Here is a 15826-nt window from a genome sequence, read left to right on the forward strand (position 1 = left end):
CATGGGCACGAAAGACCGCTACGAGCGGCTTCGAGAGCAGGCGACGACCTCGGAACGAGACTCGTCTCCCCACACGCTGCTCGCAGTGGTCTCGTTGTCCATTTCGCTGCTGTTGCTGTCGCCGCTGGTGTGGCTGTTCCTCCGGGCCAGCGAAATCGAGTTCGTGCGTGCGGTCGAACTGCTGACGAGCGAGACGACCGTCTCGGTGACGCTGAACACGCTGGCGCTAGTGACTGGCGTCACCGCTGCGTCGATTCTCATCGGCGTCCCGCTGGCAATACTCACCGTTCAGACCGACCTGCCGTTCAAACGCTTCTGGACGATTACGTCCGCGTTGCCGCTTGTCGTCCCGAGCTACATCGGGGCCTTCGCCTTCGTCTCGGCGTTCGGGCCCCGCGGCGAGCTCGCGGACCTGCTTTCGCCGCTCGGAATCGAACAGATCCCGGAGATATACGGCCTCCACGGCGCAATCCTCGTACTGACACTGTTTACGTACCCGTATGTATTTCTGACGACGCGCGCGTCGCTGCTGTCGTTCGACGGGACCGTCGTCGAGGCCGCCAGGACGCTGAACCACACGCGCTGGGAGGCGTTCCGCCGCGTTACGTTGCCACAGATCGCGCCGGGTATCGCCGCCGGTGCGCTGCTGGTGGCGCTGTACACGCTCTCTGACTTCGGAACGCCGGCGATTATGCAGTACGACGTGTTCACGCGGATGATTTACAACGAGTTCGGGGCTCGGCGGCTGGATTATGCCTCCGTGCTCTCGATGCTGTTGCTCGTGATGGCGCTTGGCATCCTCGCGGTCGAATCGCGTATCAGCGCCGGCCGCGACGGGGCCTACGTCAGCAGCGGCTCGCGCCGGCCCGGCCTCATCAGGCTCGGGTACTGGAAGGGGCCAGCGCTGCTGTTTTGCGGTGCCATCGCGTCGCTGTGTCTGGTGCTTCCGGTCGGCATCCTGCTCCAGTGGCTCCTCCGCTCGGGCACCGGGTACAGCGGTGGCGGCTTCACGTTCCAGGCATCGTTCGCCTGGAATTCGGTCGGGTTGGCCGCCGCCGCGGCCGCCATCTGCGTCGTGGCGGCGCTCCCGATAGCGTACCTCTCGGCGCGGGGGACCTCCAGTGTCTCGTCACTGCCCGAACGGGCCACATACATCGGCTACGCGGTCCCGGGCGTCGTCCTCGGGCTGGCGCTCGTGTACCTGGGACTCCGGTACGTCCCCTTCCTGTATCAGAGCGTCATCCTGCTGGTGTTCGCCTACGTGATTCGGTTCCTCCCGCAGGCCGTCGGGACGACTGAGTCCTCGATTCTCCAGGTCGATCCGAAGTACATCGAGGCCGCGCGATCGCTGGGCTACCGTCCGCTCTCGGCGTTTCGGAAAGTCGTCTTGCCGCTCGTCGCGCCGGGTATCGCCGCGGGGGCCGCGCTGGTGTTCCTGACGACCATGAAGGAATTGCCGGCAACGCTGATGTTACGCCCGACGGGCTTCGAAACCTTCGTCACGTACATCTGGCTCGTCCAGGGTGCCGGCTACTACGGACAGGCAGCGGTTCCGGCCCTCGTGCTCGTTGCCCTTTCCGGACTCTCCATGCTGGTCATTCTTCGACGGGAGGACACAAGCTAATGTCTCGACAAACACGCACACAGCAAACAGCGGACTTCGACGACGTGGACGCAGCGGTAGCGAACCCGAACCGGACCGTCCTTCGGCTGGACGATGTATCCAAGGACTACGGTCACGAGGTCGCCGTCGAAAACCTCTCGCTCGATGTCAAAGACGGCGAACTGCTGACACTGCTCGGGCCGTCGGGCTGTGGGAAGACGACCACACTCCGGATGATCGCCGGGCTGGAACGCCCCTCTGACGGGCGGATCTCTATCGCCGACGAAGTCATCGCCGACGGCTCCTCGTTCCGAAAGCCCGAGGAGCGAAACATCGGCATCGTGTTTCAGGACTACGCCCTGTTTCCGCATCTCACTGTCGCCGAAAACATCGCCTTCGGCCTGAGTGAGATGGACGACCAGGCGGTCACGGAGCGGGTCGATGAACTGCTCGACCTGGTCGATCTTGCATCCCATCACGACAAGATGCCGAGTCAGCTCTCGGGCGGGCAACAGCAGCGCGTCGCGCTCGCGCGCTCGCTGGCCCCGGAACCGGATGTCCTCCTGCTCGACGAACCGTTCTCGAACCTGGACGTGCGCCTGCGCGTCGAGATGCGCGAGGAGGTCCGCAAGATCCTCAAGCGGGCCGGCGTCACCGCCATCTCGGTGACCCACGACCAGGAGGAGGCGCTGTCGATAAGCGACCGCGTCGCCATCATGAACGACGGGACCATCGCACAGGTCGGAGACCCGGCTGAAGTGTTCGAGAACCCCGAGAGCCGCTTCGTGGCCAGCTTCCTCGGACAGGCGAGTTTCCTCTCGGCCCGGGTGACCAACGACCGCATCGAGACCGGACTGGGGTCGTTCGACGTGGACCTGCTGAACGGCCCGGTGGAGGCGTACAAGGGGGCCACGGTCGACGTACTGGTCCGCCCCGACGACCTGCAGGCGCTGCCGACGAACGAGTCCAAGGCCGACGGCTACGTCGTCCACCGCCAGTACAACGGCCCGTCGTTCGTCTACCGGGTCGAACTCCACAGCGGCGACGTTGTCCACTGCATGCACAACCACGTCGAGACGTTCGAGCCCGGCCAGCCCGTCGAGGTCGACCTGGTCGCGGACCACGACCTGGCCTGGTATCCGACGGAATGAACCGATTGCGCCGCCCGGGGGTACAGGCGGGGCTGGTGGCGCTGGTCGGTGGCCTCGCCGTTTTCGCGCTCGCCCACGTCGTCTTTCCGCATCATACCACCAACCACGACGAGGGCGTCTATCTCCAGCAGGCCGCGATGTTGCTGGAGGGACAACTGTTCATCTACCCGCCGGTCGAGGAGTCGTTCCGGCCGTGGTTTTTCGTGGCCGACGGCGGGCGGCTGTACCCGAAATACGCGCCGGTTCCGGCGGCGATGTTCGCCGTCGGGAAACTGCTCGGCGGCTATCGCATCGCCCTGGGCCTGATTTCGACCGGCGTGTTGGCGCTGACGTACCACACAGTCCGCGAGGCGTTCGACGCTCGAACGGGCGTCGTGGCGACCCTCCTCATGCTCGGGTCGCCGCTGTTCCTCGTTGAGGCCTCGGTGTTTCTCTCGTACGTGCCGACGACGCTCTGGAACCTCGGCTTCGCCGCGGCGTATCTCCACGCCGACCGGACGGGGAGCCAAACGACGGCGGCCTGTGCTGGGCTCGCAATCGGAACCGCGTTTTTCGCGCGACCGTACACAGCCGTGCTGTTTGCGACGCCGTTCATCGCCCACGCGCTGTGGTCGCTCCGAACACGCGATCCGACGCGGTTCAAGCGCCTGTCACTGACTGCCGTCGGCGGACTCGCCGGCGTCGCCGCGACGCTCGCGTACAACCACGTCGTCACCGGCTCTGCGCTGCTGTTCCCTTATGAGGTGTTCGCCCCGCAGGACGGACCGGGCTTTGGACACCGGGAGATTCTGGGTTACTCCCGTGAGTTCACGCCGGCGATGTCGCTGGACGCGAACGCCGAACTCCTCTGGAAGCTCGTCACCCAGTGGGTTGTCGCCGGCCCGCTGGGGACGCTCGCCGCGGCCGTCGGACTCGGGGCCGTCGCGCGCCGCGGAATCGACGGCCGACAGGCGGCCCTTGCCGGTGTTCTCCTGACGGTCCCGCTCGGGAACGGCTACTTCTGGGGCACCGTGAACATGCTCGGGGACCTCTCGGACCCCACAGACGGCCTCGTCTCCTTCCTGGGGCCGTTCTATCACGTCGACATGCTCGTTCCGCTGACTGCCTTCGGTGCCGTCGGCGTGGTCGCGGTCGCTCGACAGACCCACCAGCTAATCGCCGAGCGGGTCAGCGCTGACCGGGTCCGGCCGGCCCTGCTCGCGGTAGCGCTCTGTGGCGCGGCGCTGGGCGGCGGCGCGGCCGTCACGACGGCGGCCGAGCCGGTCTCGGACAACTACGAGGTCACCCAGCAGTTAGCACAGGCCTACGAGCCCTTCGAGGAGCGGGACCTCGACAACAGCCTCGTCTTGCTCCCGACGCCCTACGGCGACTGGCTCAACCATCCGTTCCAGTCGGTCCGCAACGATCCCGGCTTCGACGGCGACACCGTGTACGCGATGCAACACCGCCAGTTCGAGGTACTCGACGCCTACCCCGACCGGACCTACTACCGCTACGTGTTCCGCGGCGAGTGGGTCCCGTATCTGGGGCTGCCCGTCGAGCCGCGGCTCCAGCCGGTGTCAGTCGCGGAAGGCGAGACCGTCCGGACCGACGTGTCCGCATCGGTCCCCGAACAGGCCGCGCTGGTCTCGATCCGGCTCACGAGCGAGGGCGAGAACGACTACGCGACTGTTACCGGAACCGACACGCTGGACTTGCAGCTCTCGACCGACCAGGACCGGACGCGGCTCACCGGCGACGGCGTCGAGGACCAGGTCAGCGTCCCGACGCCGGCGGACGGAACGGTCGCGCTGATTATGTTCGTCGACTACGGCACCGGCGCAGGGTTCGAATACCGGGCCGAACTGCCGGTCGATCAGACCGACGAGGGCGTCCGGGCACTGACACCCCGACTCGAAGTCTGTCGGGACCAGCGCCGCTGTGGCGGCGAGGCGGCGTACGTCCCGGGCACGCACCGCGATGGAATCGGCATGAACGCGACAACCACAGTCGAAGATACGTAATATTCACCGATGACTGAGTACAAACTCACCAGACGCGACGCGCTGAAAGCACTCGGTGCAGCGGGCGTCACCGTCGCCGGCGGCGCGGCCGCGCTCACCTGGGACCGCTCCGAGGACGAGCGCGCTCCAGAGTCAGCCACAGACGCCGGTGACGCCACCGAACCGACCTTCGGCAACCACGAGCGCGAGACGTACCGCGCCGTCGCTGACATCGTCTATCCGAGCGAGGTGACGGGCGTGCGGGAGTTCGTCGACAGCTACCTGGCCGGGCGCACCGATGCAGACCCCGAACGGGCCATCGACATGGCGGCTGCCGTCGCGGATCTGGATACGTACACCCGAGAGTGGGAAGACACCAACTTCGTGGCTGTCGATGCTGAGACGCAGGAAGAGACGCTGCAGGGGATGGGCGTCCATACATCCGATCCGGACCCACACGGCGACCCCAGACACCGCGTCCGCTACTACCTCGTCAACGACCTCCTGTTCGCGCTGTACAGTTCACCGACCGGTGGCGAACTCGTCGGCATCGAGAACCCGCAGGGCCACCCCGGCGGGACCAGGAGCTATCAGCAGCCGCCGAGCGACCGGTAACGCGATTCCCATTCGAGTGCGCGAGCAGCCTACCGGAACCGTTCTTCGAGCGCGACGCGAACGATGGACTTGGCGATGGCGGCCCCGCCCGAGAACGGGTCGAGTTTCGTCTCGCCCTTCCGCTCGTCGTACTCGATAGGGCGCTCCCGAACGTCGTAGCCGCGCATCAGTGGGCGCATGAGCAGTTCGGCCGAGAGCCCGGTGTTCTCGGTCCACCTGATCTTCTGGAGGACCTCACGGCGGTATGCGCGCATCCCCGTTGTCGTGTCGTGGACGCGCTTGCCCATGAGCGCGCTCGCCAGCAGGGCGAACAGTTCGTTGCCCAGTTTGTTCATCGCCGGCATCTGCTCGGCTCCGTAGTACAGCCGGTCGCCGCTGACGACATCGGCCCCGTCGTTGATCTCGTCGAGGAAGTCGGGCAGGCGCTCCATCGGATACGTGTCATCACAGTCCGTCGTGACGACGACCGGTCGGTCGGGTGTCAGCACAGCTTCGCGGACTGCGACGCCGTATCCCTGCGGTTCCTGTTCGATGACCGTCGCCCCGTGTTCGCGGGCGATTTCGGGCGTTCGGTCGCTGGACCCGTCGACACAGACGACTTCGGCGCGCCCGTCGGTCACCGTCTCGATGTCGTCGAGAACGGTGCCGATCGCTTCTTCTTCGTTGTACGTCCCCATGACGACCGCGAGATCGTCGAACGTGAAGGCGGTCGTTTCATCGGCGCGTGAGCCCTGAATAGCCATTGCACATGCGTCAGTACCCACGGTTCTTGAATGTTTAGGTTTGCCAAAATCAGTGGTCGTCGAGATACGTCTCCATCGGGGTCGCGTCCGTCCAGAGGCACGCGAACAGATCAGTGGCCCACGAAATCGCGGCATCCGTTTCGGAGACGATCTTCGCCGACGGCCAGTCGCCATCGATCTCCGGGAGTGTCAGAATCATCCAGTCTTCGGCGACGGCAAGCGCGTACGGGACTGCCGTGACGCGGATTTCCGTTTCTGTATATCGGTCAACGTCCACCGACACGGACTCCGCGTTTTGCATTTCATCGATCACGGTGTGGCTCAACAGCAGCCGTGAGTCGGGGGTGTCAGGCATCGCCGCCTCGTACTCGGGGTGATACACGGGCGAGACTACGTCACAATGCTGGACGCTCTCGACGCGGGTGACGACTTCCCGGACGGGACGGTTGATATCGGTCTGTGTGCTTCTGACGACCGTGTAGGCGTCAATTTCCGGAAGTCGGAGCCGGAACGGCTGTGGCAGGACCGACGTGTCGTGGAGCTCCCAGTACTCGGCATCGGCGGCCAAGAGATCTTCGAGGAGTTCCTGACGGTGAATCGTATCCGCGACGAGACGGCCGGTACCAGTGAGCCGCCAGCCGTCGTCCATCGAGGTAACCAGGCCGCGCCCCTTGAGGTTCGAGAGGGCGTCGTAGATCGCTGACTCACTCGCGTCGAGTACCGATAACAGCTCGTCGGTGGGCTTATCCTCGGGACACAGCGCGGTGATGAGATCTGTCCGAACGGACGACGTTCGAACGTATTGGATACGCTCTACACCCATGGTGTCCCCATACGATATAGCTCCGATTTCACACACATATCAGTTTCCATTTGTATTGGAATACTCTGCGGTAGCTGAATCATTCCTCCGCAGAACGGATATTATTGCACGCAATGTGCCCATCTTTTTTATCACGCACGACGGACTCATCATTGCTGTCCACGATATGACCACGTCCCCGCTGAACGCGATAGAGTACGTTGGTCATGTGGAACTGCAGCACTCGGGTCCCGGCGATATCGTGCCTCTGACATAAATCGCCGGCCCGAAGGGTCATGCAATTACCGTGGGTTGCCCGCCCACGGTACTCATTGTCTCCGCTGTCGCCTCGTCCCGACGTGTTCGATTAGTTCGCCGGCGGTTCGTCCGTTCCGACACGGATCTCGTAGGCCTCGATGTCCTCGAAGGCAGCCACTTGGCCACCGACCTCGACCGGCCCCTCGGCTGTCTCGACGACCATCGTCGCGACCTCGCGGTTCGAACTGAACGAGGCCTGATCCACTTTCCCTTCGACGACCCGGTGGTCGCCAGTCTCTACGTCCCGGCCCTCGATGGTCGCGTAGAACTCCCCGTCCAGCGTCGTCAGGTCGGAGATACACCGCCTGATGGTCCCGTAGCGGCGCGGGAACGGCAACCCCTCCCCGTCACTCGCGATGGTTTCCGCGGTCGTCCACAGCACCGTATTGAGGAACCCGGACACCAGGAACCCCAGTTCCGAGCGGTTGAAGATGACGCCGTACCGATCCGTGTCGCCGCGGACACTCTCGCGGGTCGCATACATCGAGTAGTTCCCGTCCGCGACGGCGACGACCGGCGTCGTGATCCCACGACGGGCCTTCACCGTCGTCGCGATGGACTGGTAATCGAACCGGGAGGGGTCGGGTGCCTCCACGCCCGGTGAAATGAGGATCTCGATAGCGATCCCTGACCCCTTCCGCTTTGCGAGCCTGTCCTCGAACCGCTCTAACAGCGCGGGCGTCAGTGACAGCGTCAGTTCGTACTCGGCCGTCTCGATGATGTCTTCGAGGTACCTGAGTATCGTCGGCCTGGATTTGACGAGCGAGACGGCTTCGGGTTCCCGTGCGGGGGCCGTATAGCGTGAGGAAAGATCTTCCACGAGGTCGTCAAGCGAGTCCTGAATCCCCTCGAAGGCTTCCCGGGGGTCGATTGCCAGAACTTTCATCGGGCGGGACTCCTTGAGTTCCACAAGCCCGACATCGCTGAGGCTCCGAACCGTATCATACACTCGCGGCTGCGGAATATCCGTGTTCTCTGATATCTCCGACGCTGTCAACTCGCCGTGTTGGAGCACGGCCAGGTAGGCAGCAATCTCGTACTCGCCGAGATTGAACCGTGCAATCACCTGTTCGAGCGATGCTTCCAAGTCGTCACTGGACATATGGGGGGGTTTGCGAGTCGGGTACTAAGAACTTCGGCACTCTATTCATGAGACAGTATCAGGAGCTTCGACATGCTAGTCATGTGACTATATCTCATGAGCGAAAGCCTTGCCAGCGAAGGTCACTGACCGCCGTGCATTCAGGCGTTCAGGCCGTCGTAAATCGGTAAAACGAATCGCGCGTGTTACTGGTAGGCGTTAGCCATCTGCGAGACGACGTTCGACGGGTTGCTCCCGGAGTTCAGCGACGAGATGGCGGATTCAAGCGACGACATGACGGACGGCGGCGCGGCCAGGCCGTGTGCGACAGACGGCGGCTGGGCTTCGCTGTCCTGGAAGTCCGAAATCTGGTCCTGGGAGAAGTCGTTGAACGGCTCGGTGTTCACGTCGGTCCGTGGCGGGATCGACCCCTTCTTCGGGTTGAAGATCTCCTGTGCTTCCGTCGTGCCGGCGAACTGACACCACAGCGTGGTTGCTTCCGGCGACGGGTTGTTGACCGGATACGGGAACGAGTCCATGTTCAGCGCGTAGTCGCCCTCAGTTCCCGGGAAGGCCACGTGATCCCACTCCTCGCCGTACGTGAGATCGTTGGTGATGTACGTCCCGGCCGCCCAGTCGCCCTGGTGGAGGAACGCCGCCTCGCCGTTGATGACCTGGTTGTTGGCCTCGGTCCAGGAAATCGAGCCGGCGTCGCTCGGGATGTAGTCGAGGTAGGACTGCGTGGTCTCGACCGCAGTTTCCAGCGCGTCGCTGTTGGCGTCGACTTCACCGTCGACGAAGACAGCGCTGTACGTCTCGGCGTCGGTCTGGCCGAGAAGCACAGTCGCGAACATCTGGAAACTGGACCACGGCGATCCGGTCTGGTGTGCCATCCCGGTGTAGCCGGCTTCGTCGACTGTCTGCAGCGCGTCGACCACGTCGCCGGGCGTTTCGAGGGCAGTCGGGTCGACACCAGCCTCCTCGACGACCTCGACGTTGTAGAAGAGGTTGTTGATACGGTGGATGTTGAGCGGGACCGTCACGTAGTTCCCGGCGGGCTGGGCCGCGTCCTTGACACCCTGGAGGTAGGCGTCCTCCATGCTGTTCTCGGACCACACGGAGTCACTGATATCCTCGAGGAGGTTCGCGTCAGTGAACGGGAGCAGGTTGTTTCCGGGCCAGGCCTGCCACGTGCTCGGGTGGTTGCCGTTTTGCACCCGCGTCCGAATGTTCGCCTGCAGGTTCTCACCCGCACCGCCGGCGATGAGGTTCTCGTCGAACGGAATGTCAGGATGTTTCTCCTTGAAAGCGTCCATTACGGACTGAATCGCTTCCAGCCCGTCACCCTCGCCCCACCAGTGGGCGACCTCCAGTGTGTTGTACTGCGTCCCGCTGTCAGTACTGGTGTCGCTGCTGCCGTCACTGCCGTCGCCGCTACTACCGTCGCTGCCGTCACCGCTGCTGCCGTCACCGCCGTCACTCCCACCGCAGCCAGCGAGTGAAGCCGCACCTGCAGCGCCAGCGATCCGAAGAGCGTTACGTCGCGTCAACCGTCTATTTGAATTGTCTTCAGTCATGGTTGCACCAATACCTCATAATTCCTTATCGAAGATTCCTACTTAATACTTCTGTATAGCGAAAATCAGCATTTGACATTGGGACCATATCCGTAATAGCGCCTGTATCTGTCGTTATCGGCGGTTCCAGAGAATAAATAATTTAATACCATGTGAGTAAATACCTTGCAAATTCATATACATTTGCTTATATATTCCCGATAAAGTTCCGCCTAAAGCGAGTGTACCCAGAATATATTGCCGGTAAAATGCTCGGGCGCAGCGGCCCTACAGCCCTTACAGCGAATCGAACTCGACGACCGCCTTTATCTGGTCGTCACCATCCTCGAAGGCCGCCTCGACGTGTTCCGGGTCGGTGACCGTCGTGACAAGGTCATCGAGCAGCCATTCGGGGAGTTCCTGGAGCGTCTCGACTGCGTCCTCGAAATGGGAGACGTGTGAGTTGACCGTGCCGATGAGACATTTGTTGTGCAGGACGATCTCGTTGTGCAGCGAGCCGCCGTCGACCTCGAACTCCCACGGTTCCGGGATGCCCAGCAACACGCCGACCCCGTTCTGGTCGAGCGCCTTGACCGTTTGGAAGGCATGCGGGGCGAACCCGGTCGCCTCGTAGATGTAGTCCATCGCCTCGTGGACCGCCGGAAGCTCGTCTACCGGTGTCTCGCGGGAGTCGACGTACGTGCTGCCGATCTCGTCAATGATGTCGACCGTGGGGTCGGGCCGGTCCCGGCGGCCGACGCAGTAGGTCCGGTCGTATTCCTGGTCGAGCATCCACAGCGTTAGCAGTCCGAGCGAGCCGTTGCCCAGCACGCAAGCGGATTCCGGTCGCCAGTCGAAGGGTTCCCGCGTCGCGTACGCGTGCTCGTTGGCCTTTTCGGTGATCGAAAGCGGCTCGACGAGGAAGCCGTACTCCGCGACCGACTCGGGGACGGGAACAAGAAAGTCTGCCGGCGAGGTGAAATACTCCGCCATGAAGCCGTGGTCGCCGACGATGCCCCGCTCCGTGTACTCACCGTCCGGAGCCATGTCTGGCTCACCCCGCCGGAAGTACTCGTTCGTTTCGCCGTCCGGCTTCCGTCGGACGGTCGGCGCGACGACCTGCCCCGCCTCGAGCCCCGTGCCATTGGGCTCTTCGACGACGCCGACCGCCTCGTGTCCGAGAACCATGTGGTCCGCCCCGTCGGGGAACCCGCCGTGGGACCCGGACAGGACTTCGTGGTCTGTGCCGTCAACACCAACGCGGAGCGTCCGGACGAGTGCCTCGCCCGGGTTTGGCGACGGTCGCTCCCGCTCCAGGAGCTGTGGGCCGTCATCGCCCCGCGTAACACCAATCACTTTCATGCGCAGGCGGAGAGTGAGAACACTGGGGATTAAGTCTTTCTTCAGGTCTCCGTCTTGCCAACGCTGACGGCCGTACCGGTCTCGCTGGAGCGGTAGATGGCGTCCATCACGCGCTGGACGCGAAGCGCCTGTTCGACCGTGTTCTCCGACGGTGGCGTCCCGTCACGGACAGCGGAGACGAACCGCTCTTGTTCCTTGCGTTTCGGGTCCGTTTGCTGTGTCTCGATGTCGGTCGTCCGGTGGTGCATCTGACCGGTGTTCGCCGTCTCGAACAGCGTCAGCGACTGGTCTGCGAGGTCGAGTTTCGCGCCGGCCTCGGTCCCGCGGACGTAGTACTCCTGGCTGTCCGGCCGGTTCGTCGCCCAGGCGACTTCCAGGGAAATCGTCGTGCCGTCCGCACAGCGGATGAAGGCGCTCGCGGAATCGTCGACGCTGAACTCAGACGCACCGTGGTCCTCGCCCCACATCTGGACGTAGGCGTACTCCTCGTCGACGCCGAATTGGGCTCGAGTGTCGCCTGACACCTCGACGACCGCCGGGTGGTCGGCGACGTGCAGCGCCAGGTCGATGGCATGGGCCCCGATGTCGATGAGCGAGCCGCCGCCCGCCACGTCGGAGCGCGTGAACCACGATCCCCGACCGGGGACGCCGCGACGCCTGATGTAGTTCGCTTCGATATGAGAAACATCGCCCACATCGCCCGCGTCGCGATAGCCCACCAGCGTCTGGACCGGATCGGCGAACCGATTGTGGAAGCCGACCATACAGAACCCGTCGGCTGCCTCGGCGGCCGCGGCGATCCGCTCGGCGCTTTCGAGCGTGTGCGCCAGCGGTTTCTCGACGAGTACGTCAAGACCCGCCTCAAGCGCTGCCACGACGTACTGCTCGTGGAACCTGTTCGGCGTGGTGACAAACACGGCGTCGACAGTCTCGAACATCGCCGCTGCGTCTTCGTACACTGCCGCGTCGTACGCCTCGGCGAACCGCTGGCGAGCCTCCGCGTCGACATCTACACCCGCCGCTATCGAAACCGGCTGGTCGAGCTGTTGGAGGTTGGTACAGTGGATCTCTGCGATGTTCCCCAGGCCGATGATACCTATCTCTACTGTCATGTGTGTCAAAAGCTATACCCGGAGTCGAGTTAATACAACTGCTTTTCGCGTTCGTCGCGTTCCTCGTCCTGTTCCTGTTTGGCCTTCTCGCGGCGTCGGCCGCGCCGGTACTGGATGATGCCCGGGACGATCTTGTTTTTCAGGTCCAGGATAAACGACGCGATCCCGTAGGCCCAGAAGAAAAACAGCACCAACATCCCGCTCCAGTACAGCATCGCGAGGTGGCTGCTCATGGTCAGTCGTCAGATTCCGCTTCGCTGCCAGTGGCCGTGCTGTCCGTCTCGTAGGGGATGAGGTCGTGGACGATTGCCTCGCCCGTGGCCGAGTCAAACAGGTGGACGTTCCGCCGGTCGATGACGACCGCGATCTCCTCGTCCTCTTCGAGGTCCGAGTCGGGGTCGATGCTCATCAGTAGCTGGTCGTTCGTCGCCAGTTCCTGGGACATCGACGTTTCGCCGTCTCCGAGCAACAGGTAGGCGAATATCTCGTCGCCCATCGGTTCGAGGATATCGGTCGTCGCGGTTATCATCCCCGAGGGGTCAGGGACCTCGTCGCGAAGCTCACCGGGATAGATGTCTTCCGGGCGGATACCGAGCGTCACTTCGTCGCCGGCGCTGACGCCGTCAACGGACGAGGGATTGAACTCGAGCGTGAAGTTCGGTGTCTCCAGAGTGGTTTCGGTAACGGTCCCCTCGACGAAGTTCATCGACGGCGAGCCGATGAACCCGGCCACGAAGAGGTTATCGGGCTGGTTGTAGCAGGTCAGCGGCGGGTCGATCTGCTGGAGCTGGCCCGAGTCGAGGACGGCAATGCGGTCCGACAGCGTCATCGCCTCCTCCTGGTCGTGGGTCACGTAGATGATGGTCGTGTCCAGTTCCTTGTGCAGGCGCTGGAGTTCCGTCCGCATGTGGACCTTGAGCTTCGCGTCCAAGTTCGCCAGCGGCTCGTCCATCAGGAACACGTCGGGCTCGCGCACGATAGCGCGGGCGATGGCGACGCGCTGGCGCTGTCCGCCCGACATCTCCTCGGGCATCCGGTTGAGCATCCCCTCCAGCTGGACGATGTCCGCGGCCCGCTCAACCCGGCGGTCGATCTCGTCTTGCGGGTAGTCCCGCAGTCTGAGGCCAAAGGAGATGTTGTCGTATACGTCCATGTGCGGGAACAGCGCGATGTTCTGGAACACCATCGCGATGCCCCGGTCCTTCGGCGGGAGGTTCGTCACTTCGCGGTCGCCGATGTAGATCTCGCCCTCTGTCGGAATGGTGAGGCCGGCGATGGTTTCCATCGTCGTCGACTTCCCACAGCCCGAGGGACCGACGAAGCAGATGAATTCGCCGTGGGCGATATCGAGGTTCATGTCGTCGACCGCGGTGACTACGTCACCCTGGTCGTCGTAGCGTTTCGTCACGTGTTGGAGTTGTACTCGTGCCATTGTTGTTACTCTTTGAGCGCGCCTGATGTAAGTCCGCTGACGATCCGTTCCTGTGCGACGACCACGAGGATGACGACGGGGAGGACCCCGACGACGCTCGCGGCCGCCATGAGGTTGAACTGCGTGGTGTACTGGGTCTGGTAGCTGAGGATTCCGCCGACGAGTGGCGACCAGTTCTCGGCCGACGGCGACAGGGCCATGAGCGAACTGAAGAAGTACTCGTTGTACACCGAGATGAAGGTCAGCACGGCCGCGGTTGCGACGCCGGGGGCCGACAGCGGCATGATGACCCGAAACAGCGCCCCCAGCCGCGTTGTGCCCTCGACCCTGGCGGCGTCCTCCAGTCCGTCTGGAATCTGGGCGTAGAACGTCGTCAGGATGAACACCGCAAGCGGGAGGAACAGCCCGCTGAAGGGGATCACCATCGACCCTGGGGTGTTCAACAGGCGCGGTGCCGTAAACAGCGGAATCTGCGTGAACGGGATCACGATCGGTTCGTTACCGGCGAAGGCCTCGAACAGCGGGATGAGGAACGCCGCCGGCGGGAAGTAGCTCACCGCGAGGATGCCAAGCATCAGCAGCGCCCGCCCCGGGAAGTCCAGCCGACCGAAGACGTAGCCCGAGAGGCTCGCGACGAAGAGCACGATGATCGTCGTCGTGATAGCCAGCACGAAGCTGTTGAGCACGAACAGGTGGAACGGGATCTGTTCGAAGATAGCGATGAACGAACTGGGGTCGAACCCCTTTCGCGGAACTGGCAACGGGAACGTCATGGCCGCACCGAACAGGTCGATCTCCGGCAGGAAGGTTCCGGCCAGCAGGTTCCGTCGTGGCGTGACCGCGAGCACGAGCAGCCAGTAGAACGGGAACAGCGTCGTCACGACGAAAAACGCCATTGCGACGTAGAACAGCGCGCGGTACACCCGCTGTGGGTCCTTGATCGCGCGCTTCGTCCACCGCGATAGCGGTCCGCCCTCGCTGTCGTCGAGTTGCTCTGTCGGTGATGCCATGTTAGATCGCGTCCTCCCCCTGCCACACGATCACGATCATAACGATGAGCCCGATGATCGCCGCCGTCACGAACGCGATGGCTGCCGAGGTCCCGACGCGCGTGTTGAACGTCGAGACGACCATACACGAGAGCGACGGCAGGACGGCACAACTGGAGACCGTGTCGATGATGCCGTACACCTTCATCGCGCCGACCATCCGAAACAGGACGGCGACGGCGACCGTCGGCAGGATCAGCGGGAACGTGATGTGTTTGAACTGCTGCCATTTCGAGGCCCCCGCAACTTTCGCGACGTTGTAGAGGCTCCGGTCGATGCTCTGGAGCCCTGCCAGAATGAGCAGGGCCATGAACGCCGACGTTTTCCAGATGTCGGCGACCAGGATGATAAACAGGGCGCTGATCGGGTCGTTCAGCGTGTTCGTCGACGCCAGCAGCCCGAGATCGGCGAGCGGCGGCGTCGCGAACCCGATGTTCGAGTTGAACATCAGGTAGAAGACGATCCCCTGAATCACCACCGGGACGGCCCACGGGATGATGATGGCGGCGCGGATCCACCGTCGCCCGTAGAAGTCCTGGTCGAGGACGAGCGCCTGTCCCAGCCCGATCAGGGTCTCGAAGAAGACGCTGACGACGGCGAAGACGATGGTGACCGCCAGCGCGCTACTGACGATGGCCGGCAGCGAGAGGCCCGTCGGCAGGAACGTGTTCGACCCCGGCAGGTACCGGTCCTTGCCGCCGGTAAACAGCTCGACGTAGTTCTCCAACGCGACAAAATTCAGCGACGTGAGGTCGGTCGAGACGGCGTACAGCGAGAGCTCGAACGTCCGCAACAGCGGGTACAGTGCCACGACACCCAAAATGATGAAAATGGGCGTCAACAGGAGATACGCGTACCAGGTCTCGCTGAGGTTCTCCATCCACCGAACGGCGGCGATCAGCATCCCTGACCGACGGGACTCACGGGTCCGCTCGGCTGTGTCCGTGCTCATTGTGTCGTTCTCCTTTGTATGTGTATTGTTGTCATATGTATCAAATGATACAGTCTGTCTGTAAAAAA

The 15826-nt window shown here is 63.2% G+C and carries 14 protein-coding genes; 4 read left to right on the plus strand and 10 right to left on the minus strand.

Going from position 1 to position 15826, the window contains the following annotated elements:
- Position 1 precedes the first annotated feature (1 nt).
- From NDI54_RS09375 to NDI54_RS09390, 4 genes are read left to right on the plus strand one after another with little or no spacing between them, the layout of a single operon-like run.
- Entirely contained in the window at positions 2 to 1624 is a 1623-nt protein-coding gene (locus NDI54_RS09375; protein WP_310896184.1) for an ABC transporter permease, read from the plus strand.
- Complete coding sequence (locus NDI54_RS09380) at positions 1624 to 2754, plus strand: ABC transporter ATP-binding protein (RefSeq protein WP_310896185.1); 1131 nt, start codon at positions 1624 to 1626, stop codon at positions 2752 to 2754. Before NDI54_RS09375 ends, NDI54_RS09380 begins: the two co-directional genes overlap by 1 nt.
- Positions 2751 to 4757 carry an ArnT family glycosyltransferase gene (locus tag NDI54_RS09385; protein WP_310896186.1) on the plus strand — a complete coding sequence of 669 codons (2007 nt, stop codon included), beginning with the start codon at positions 2751 to 2753 and terminating at the stop codon, positions 4755 to 4757. Before NDI54_RS09380 ends, NDI54_RS09385 begins: the two co-directional genes overlap by 4 nt.
- Positions 4758 to 4766: 9 nt before the next feature.
- Positions 4767 to 5351 (plus strand): gluconate 2-dehydrogenase subunit 3 family protein, encoded by a 585-nt coding sequence (locus NDI54_RS09390; RefSeq protein WP_310896187.1) that lies wholly within the window; start codon positions 4767 to 4769, stop codon positions 5349 to 5351.
- Between the two features lie 29 nt (positions 5352 to 5380).
- On the opposite strand, the gene NDI54_RS09395 is transcribed toward NDI54_RS09390, so the two are convergent.
- The 10 genes from NDI54_RS09395 to NDI54_RS09440 form a co-directional block, all read right to left on the minus strand.
- Complete coding sequence (locus tag NDI54_RS09395) at positions 5381 to 6094, minus strand: dolichyl-phosphate hexose transferase (RefSeq protein WP_310896188.1); 714 nt, start codon at positions 6092 to 6094, stop codon at positions 5381 to 5383.
- A 49-nt stretch (positions 6095 to 6143) separates the two neighbouring features.
- Positions 6144 to 6917: a helix-turn-helix transcriptional regulator gene (locus tag NDI54_RS09400; protein ID WP_310896189.1), complete on the minus strand. Its 774-nt coding sequence runs from the start codon at positions 6915 to 6917 to the stop codon at positions 6144 to 6146.
- Between the two features lie 346 nt (positions 6918 to 7263).
- Positions 7264 to 8316 carry an HTH-type sugar sensing transcriptional regulator TrmB gene (gene trmB, locus NDI54_RS09405; protein ID WP_310896190.1) on the minus strand — a complete coding sequence of 351 codons (1053 nt, stop codon included), beginning with the start codon at positions 8314 to 8316 and terminating at the stop codon, positions 7264 to 7266.
- A 185-nt stretch (positions 8317 to 8501) separates the two neighbouring features.
- Positions 8502 to 9872, minus strand: a complete 1371-nt coding sequence (locus tag NDI54_RS09410) for an ABC transporter substrate-binding protein (RefSeq protein WP_310896191.1) — start codon at positions 9870 to 9872, stop codon at positions 8502 to 8504.
- Between the two features lie 276 nt (positions 9873 to 10148).
- The gene (locus NDI54_RS09415; protein WP_310896192.1) at positions 10149 to 11213 is read right to left on the minus strand and encodes a glucose 1-dehydrogenase; all 1065 of its coding nucleotides are present in this window, start codon (positions 11211 to 11213) and stop codon (positions 10149 to 10151) included.
- A 41-nt stretch (positions 11214 to 11254) separates the two neighbouring features.
- Positions 11255 to 12325 (minus strand): Gfo/Idh/MocA family protein, encoded by a 1071-nt coding sequence (locus NDI54_RS09420; RefSeq protein WP_406600174.1) that lies wholly within the window; start codon positions 12323 to 12325, stop codon positions 11255 to 11257.
- Between the two features lie 29 nt (positions 12326 to 12354).
- Positions 12355 to 12558 (minus strand): hypothetical protein, encoded by a 204-nt coding sequence (locus NDI54_RS09425; RefSeq protein WP_004592697.1) that lies wholly within the window; start codon positions 12556 to 12558, stop codon positions 12355 to 12357.
- A 2-nt stretch (positions 12559 to 12560) separates the two neighbouring features.
- Positions 12561 to 13757 (minus strand): ABC transporter ATP-binding protein, encoded by a 1197-nt coding sequence (locus NDI54_RS09430; RefSeq protein WP_310896194.1) that lies wholly within the window; start codon positions 13755 to 13757, stop codon positions 12561 to 12563.
- Between the two features lie 5 nt (positions 13758 to 13762).
- The gene (locus NDI54_RS09435; RefSeq protein WP_310896195.1) at positions 13763 to 14767 is read right to left on the minus strand and encodes a carbohydrate ABC transporter permease; all 1005 of its coding nucleotides are present in this window, start codon (positions 14765 to 14767) and stop codon (positions 13763 to 13765) included.
- Position 14768: 1 nt separating this feature from the next.
- Positions 14769 to 15758 carry a carbohydrate ABC transporter permease gene (locus tag NDI54_RS09440; RefSeq protein ID WP_310896196.1) on the minus strand — a complete coding sequence of 330 codons (990 nt, stop codon included), beginning with the start codon at positions 15756 to 15758 and terminating at the stop codon, positions 14769 to 14771.
- Positions 15759 to 15826: the final 68 nt, after the last annotated feature.

Origin of the sequence: Haloarcula terrestris (assembly GCF_031624315.1) — an archaeon.
In the GTDB taxonomy this organism is placed as follows: Archaea; Halobacteriota; Halobacteria; order Halobacteriales; family Haloarculaceae; genus Haloarcula; species Haloarcula terrestris.

Coding starts and splice junctions, on each gene's coding strand:
- NDI54_RS09410 (WP_310896191.1), bottom strand. CDS start 9,872: ATGACTGAAGACAATTCAAATAGACGGTTGACGCGACGTAACGCTCTT.
- NDI54_RS09425 (WP_004592697.1), bottom strand. CDS start 12,558: ATGAGCAGCCACCTCGCGATGCTGTACTGGAGCGGGATGTTGGTGCTG.
- NDI54_RS09380 (WP_310896185.1), top strand. CDS start 1,624: ATGTCTCGACAAACACGCACACAGCAAACAGCGGACTTCGACGACGTG.
- NDI54_RS09395 (WP_310896188.1), bottom strand. CDS start 6,094: ATGGCTATTCAGGGCTCACGCGCCGATGAAACGACCGCCTTCACGTTC.
- NDI54_RS09400 (WP_310896189.1), bottom strand. CDS start 6,917: ATGGGTGTAGAGCGTATCCAATACGTTCGAACGTCGTCCGTTCGGACA.
- NDI54_RS09385 (WP_310896186.1), top strand. CDS start 2,751: ATGAACCGATTGCGCCGCCCGGGGGTACAGGCGGGGCTGGTGGCGCTG.
- trmB (WP_310896190.1), bottom strand. CDS start 8,316: ATGTCCAGTGACGACTTGGAAGCATCGCTCGAACAGGTGATTGCACGG.
- NDI54_RS09375 (WP_310896184.1), top strand. CDS start 2: ATGGGCACGAAAGACCGCTACGAGCGGCTTCGAGAGCAGGCGACGACC.
- NDI54_RS09430 (WP_310896194.1), bottom strand. CDS start 13,757: ATGGCACGAGTACAACTCCAACACGTGACGAAACGCTACGACGACCAG.
- NDI54_RS09435 (WP_310896195.1), bottom strand. CDS start 14,767: ATGGCATCACCGACAGAGCAACTCGACGACAGCGAGGGCGGACCGCTA.
- NDI54_RS09415 (WP_310896192.1), bottom strand. CDS start 11,213: ATGAAAGTGATTGGTGTTACGCGGGGCGATGACGGCCCACAGCTCCTG.
- NDI54_RS09420 (WP_406600174.1), bottom strand. CDS start 12,325: ATGACAGTAGAGATAGGTATCATCGGCCTGGGGAACATCGCAGAGATC.
- NDI54_RS09440 (WP_310896196.1), bottom strand. CDS start 15,758: ATGAGCACGGACACAGCCGAGCGGACCCGTGAGTCCCGTCGGTCAGGG.
- NDI54_RS09390 (WP_310896187.1), top strand. CDS start 4,767: ATGACTGAGTACAAACTCACCAGACGCGACGCGCTGAAAGCACTCGGT.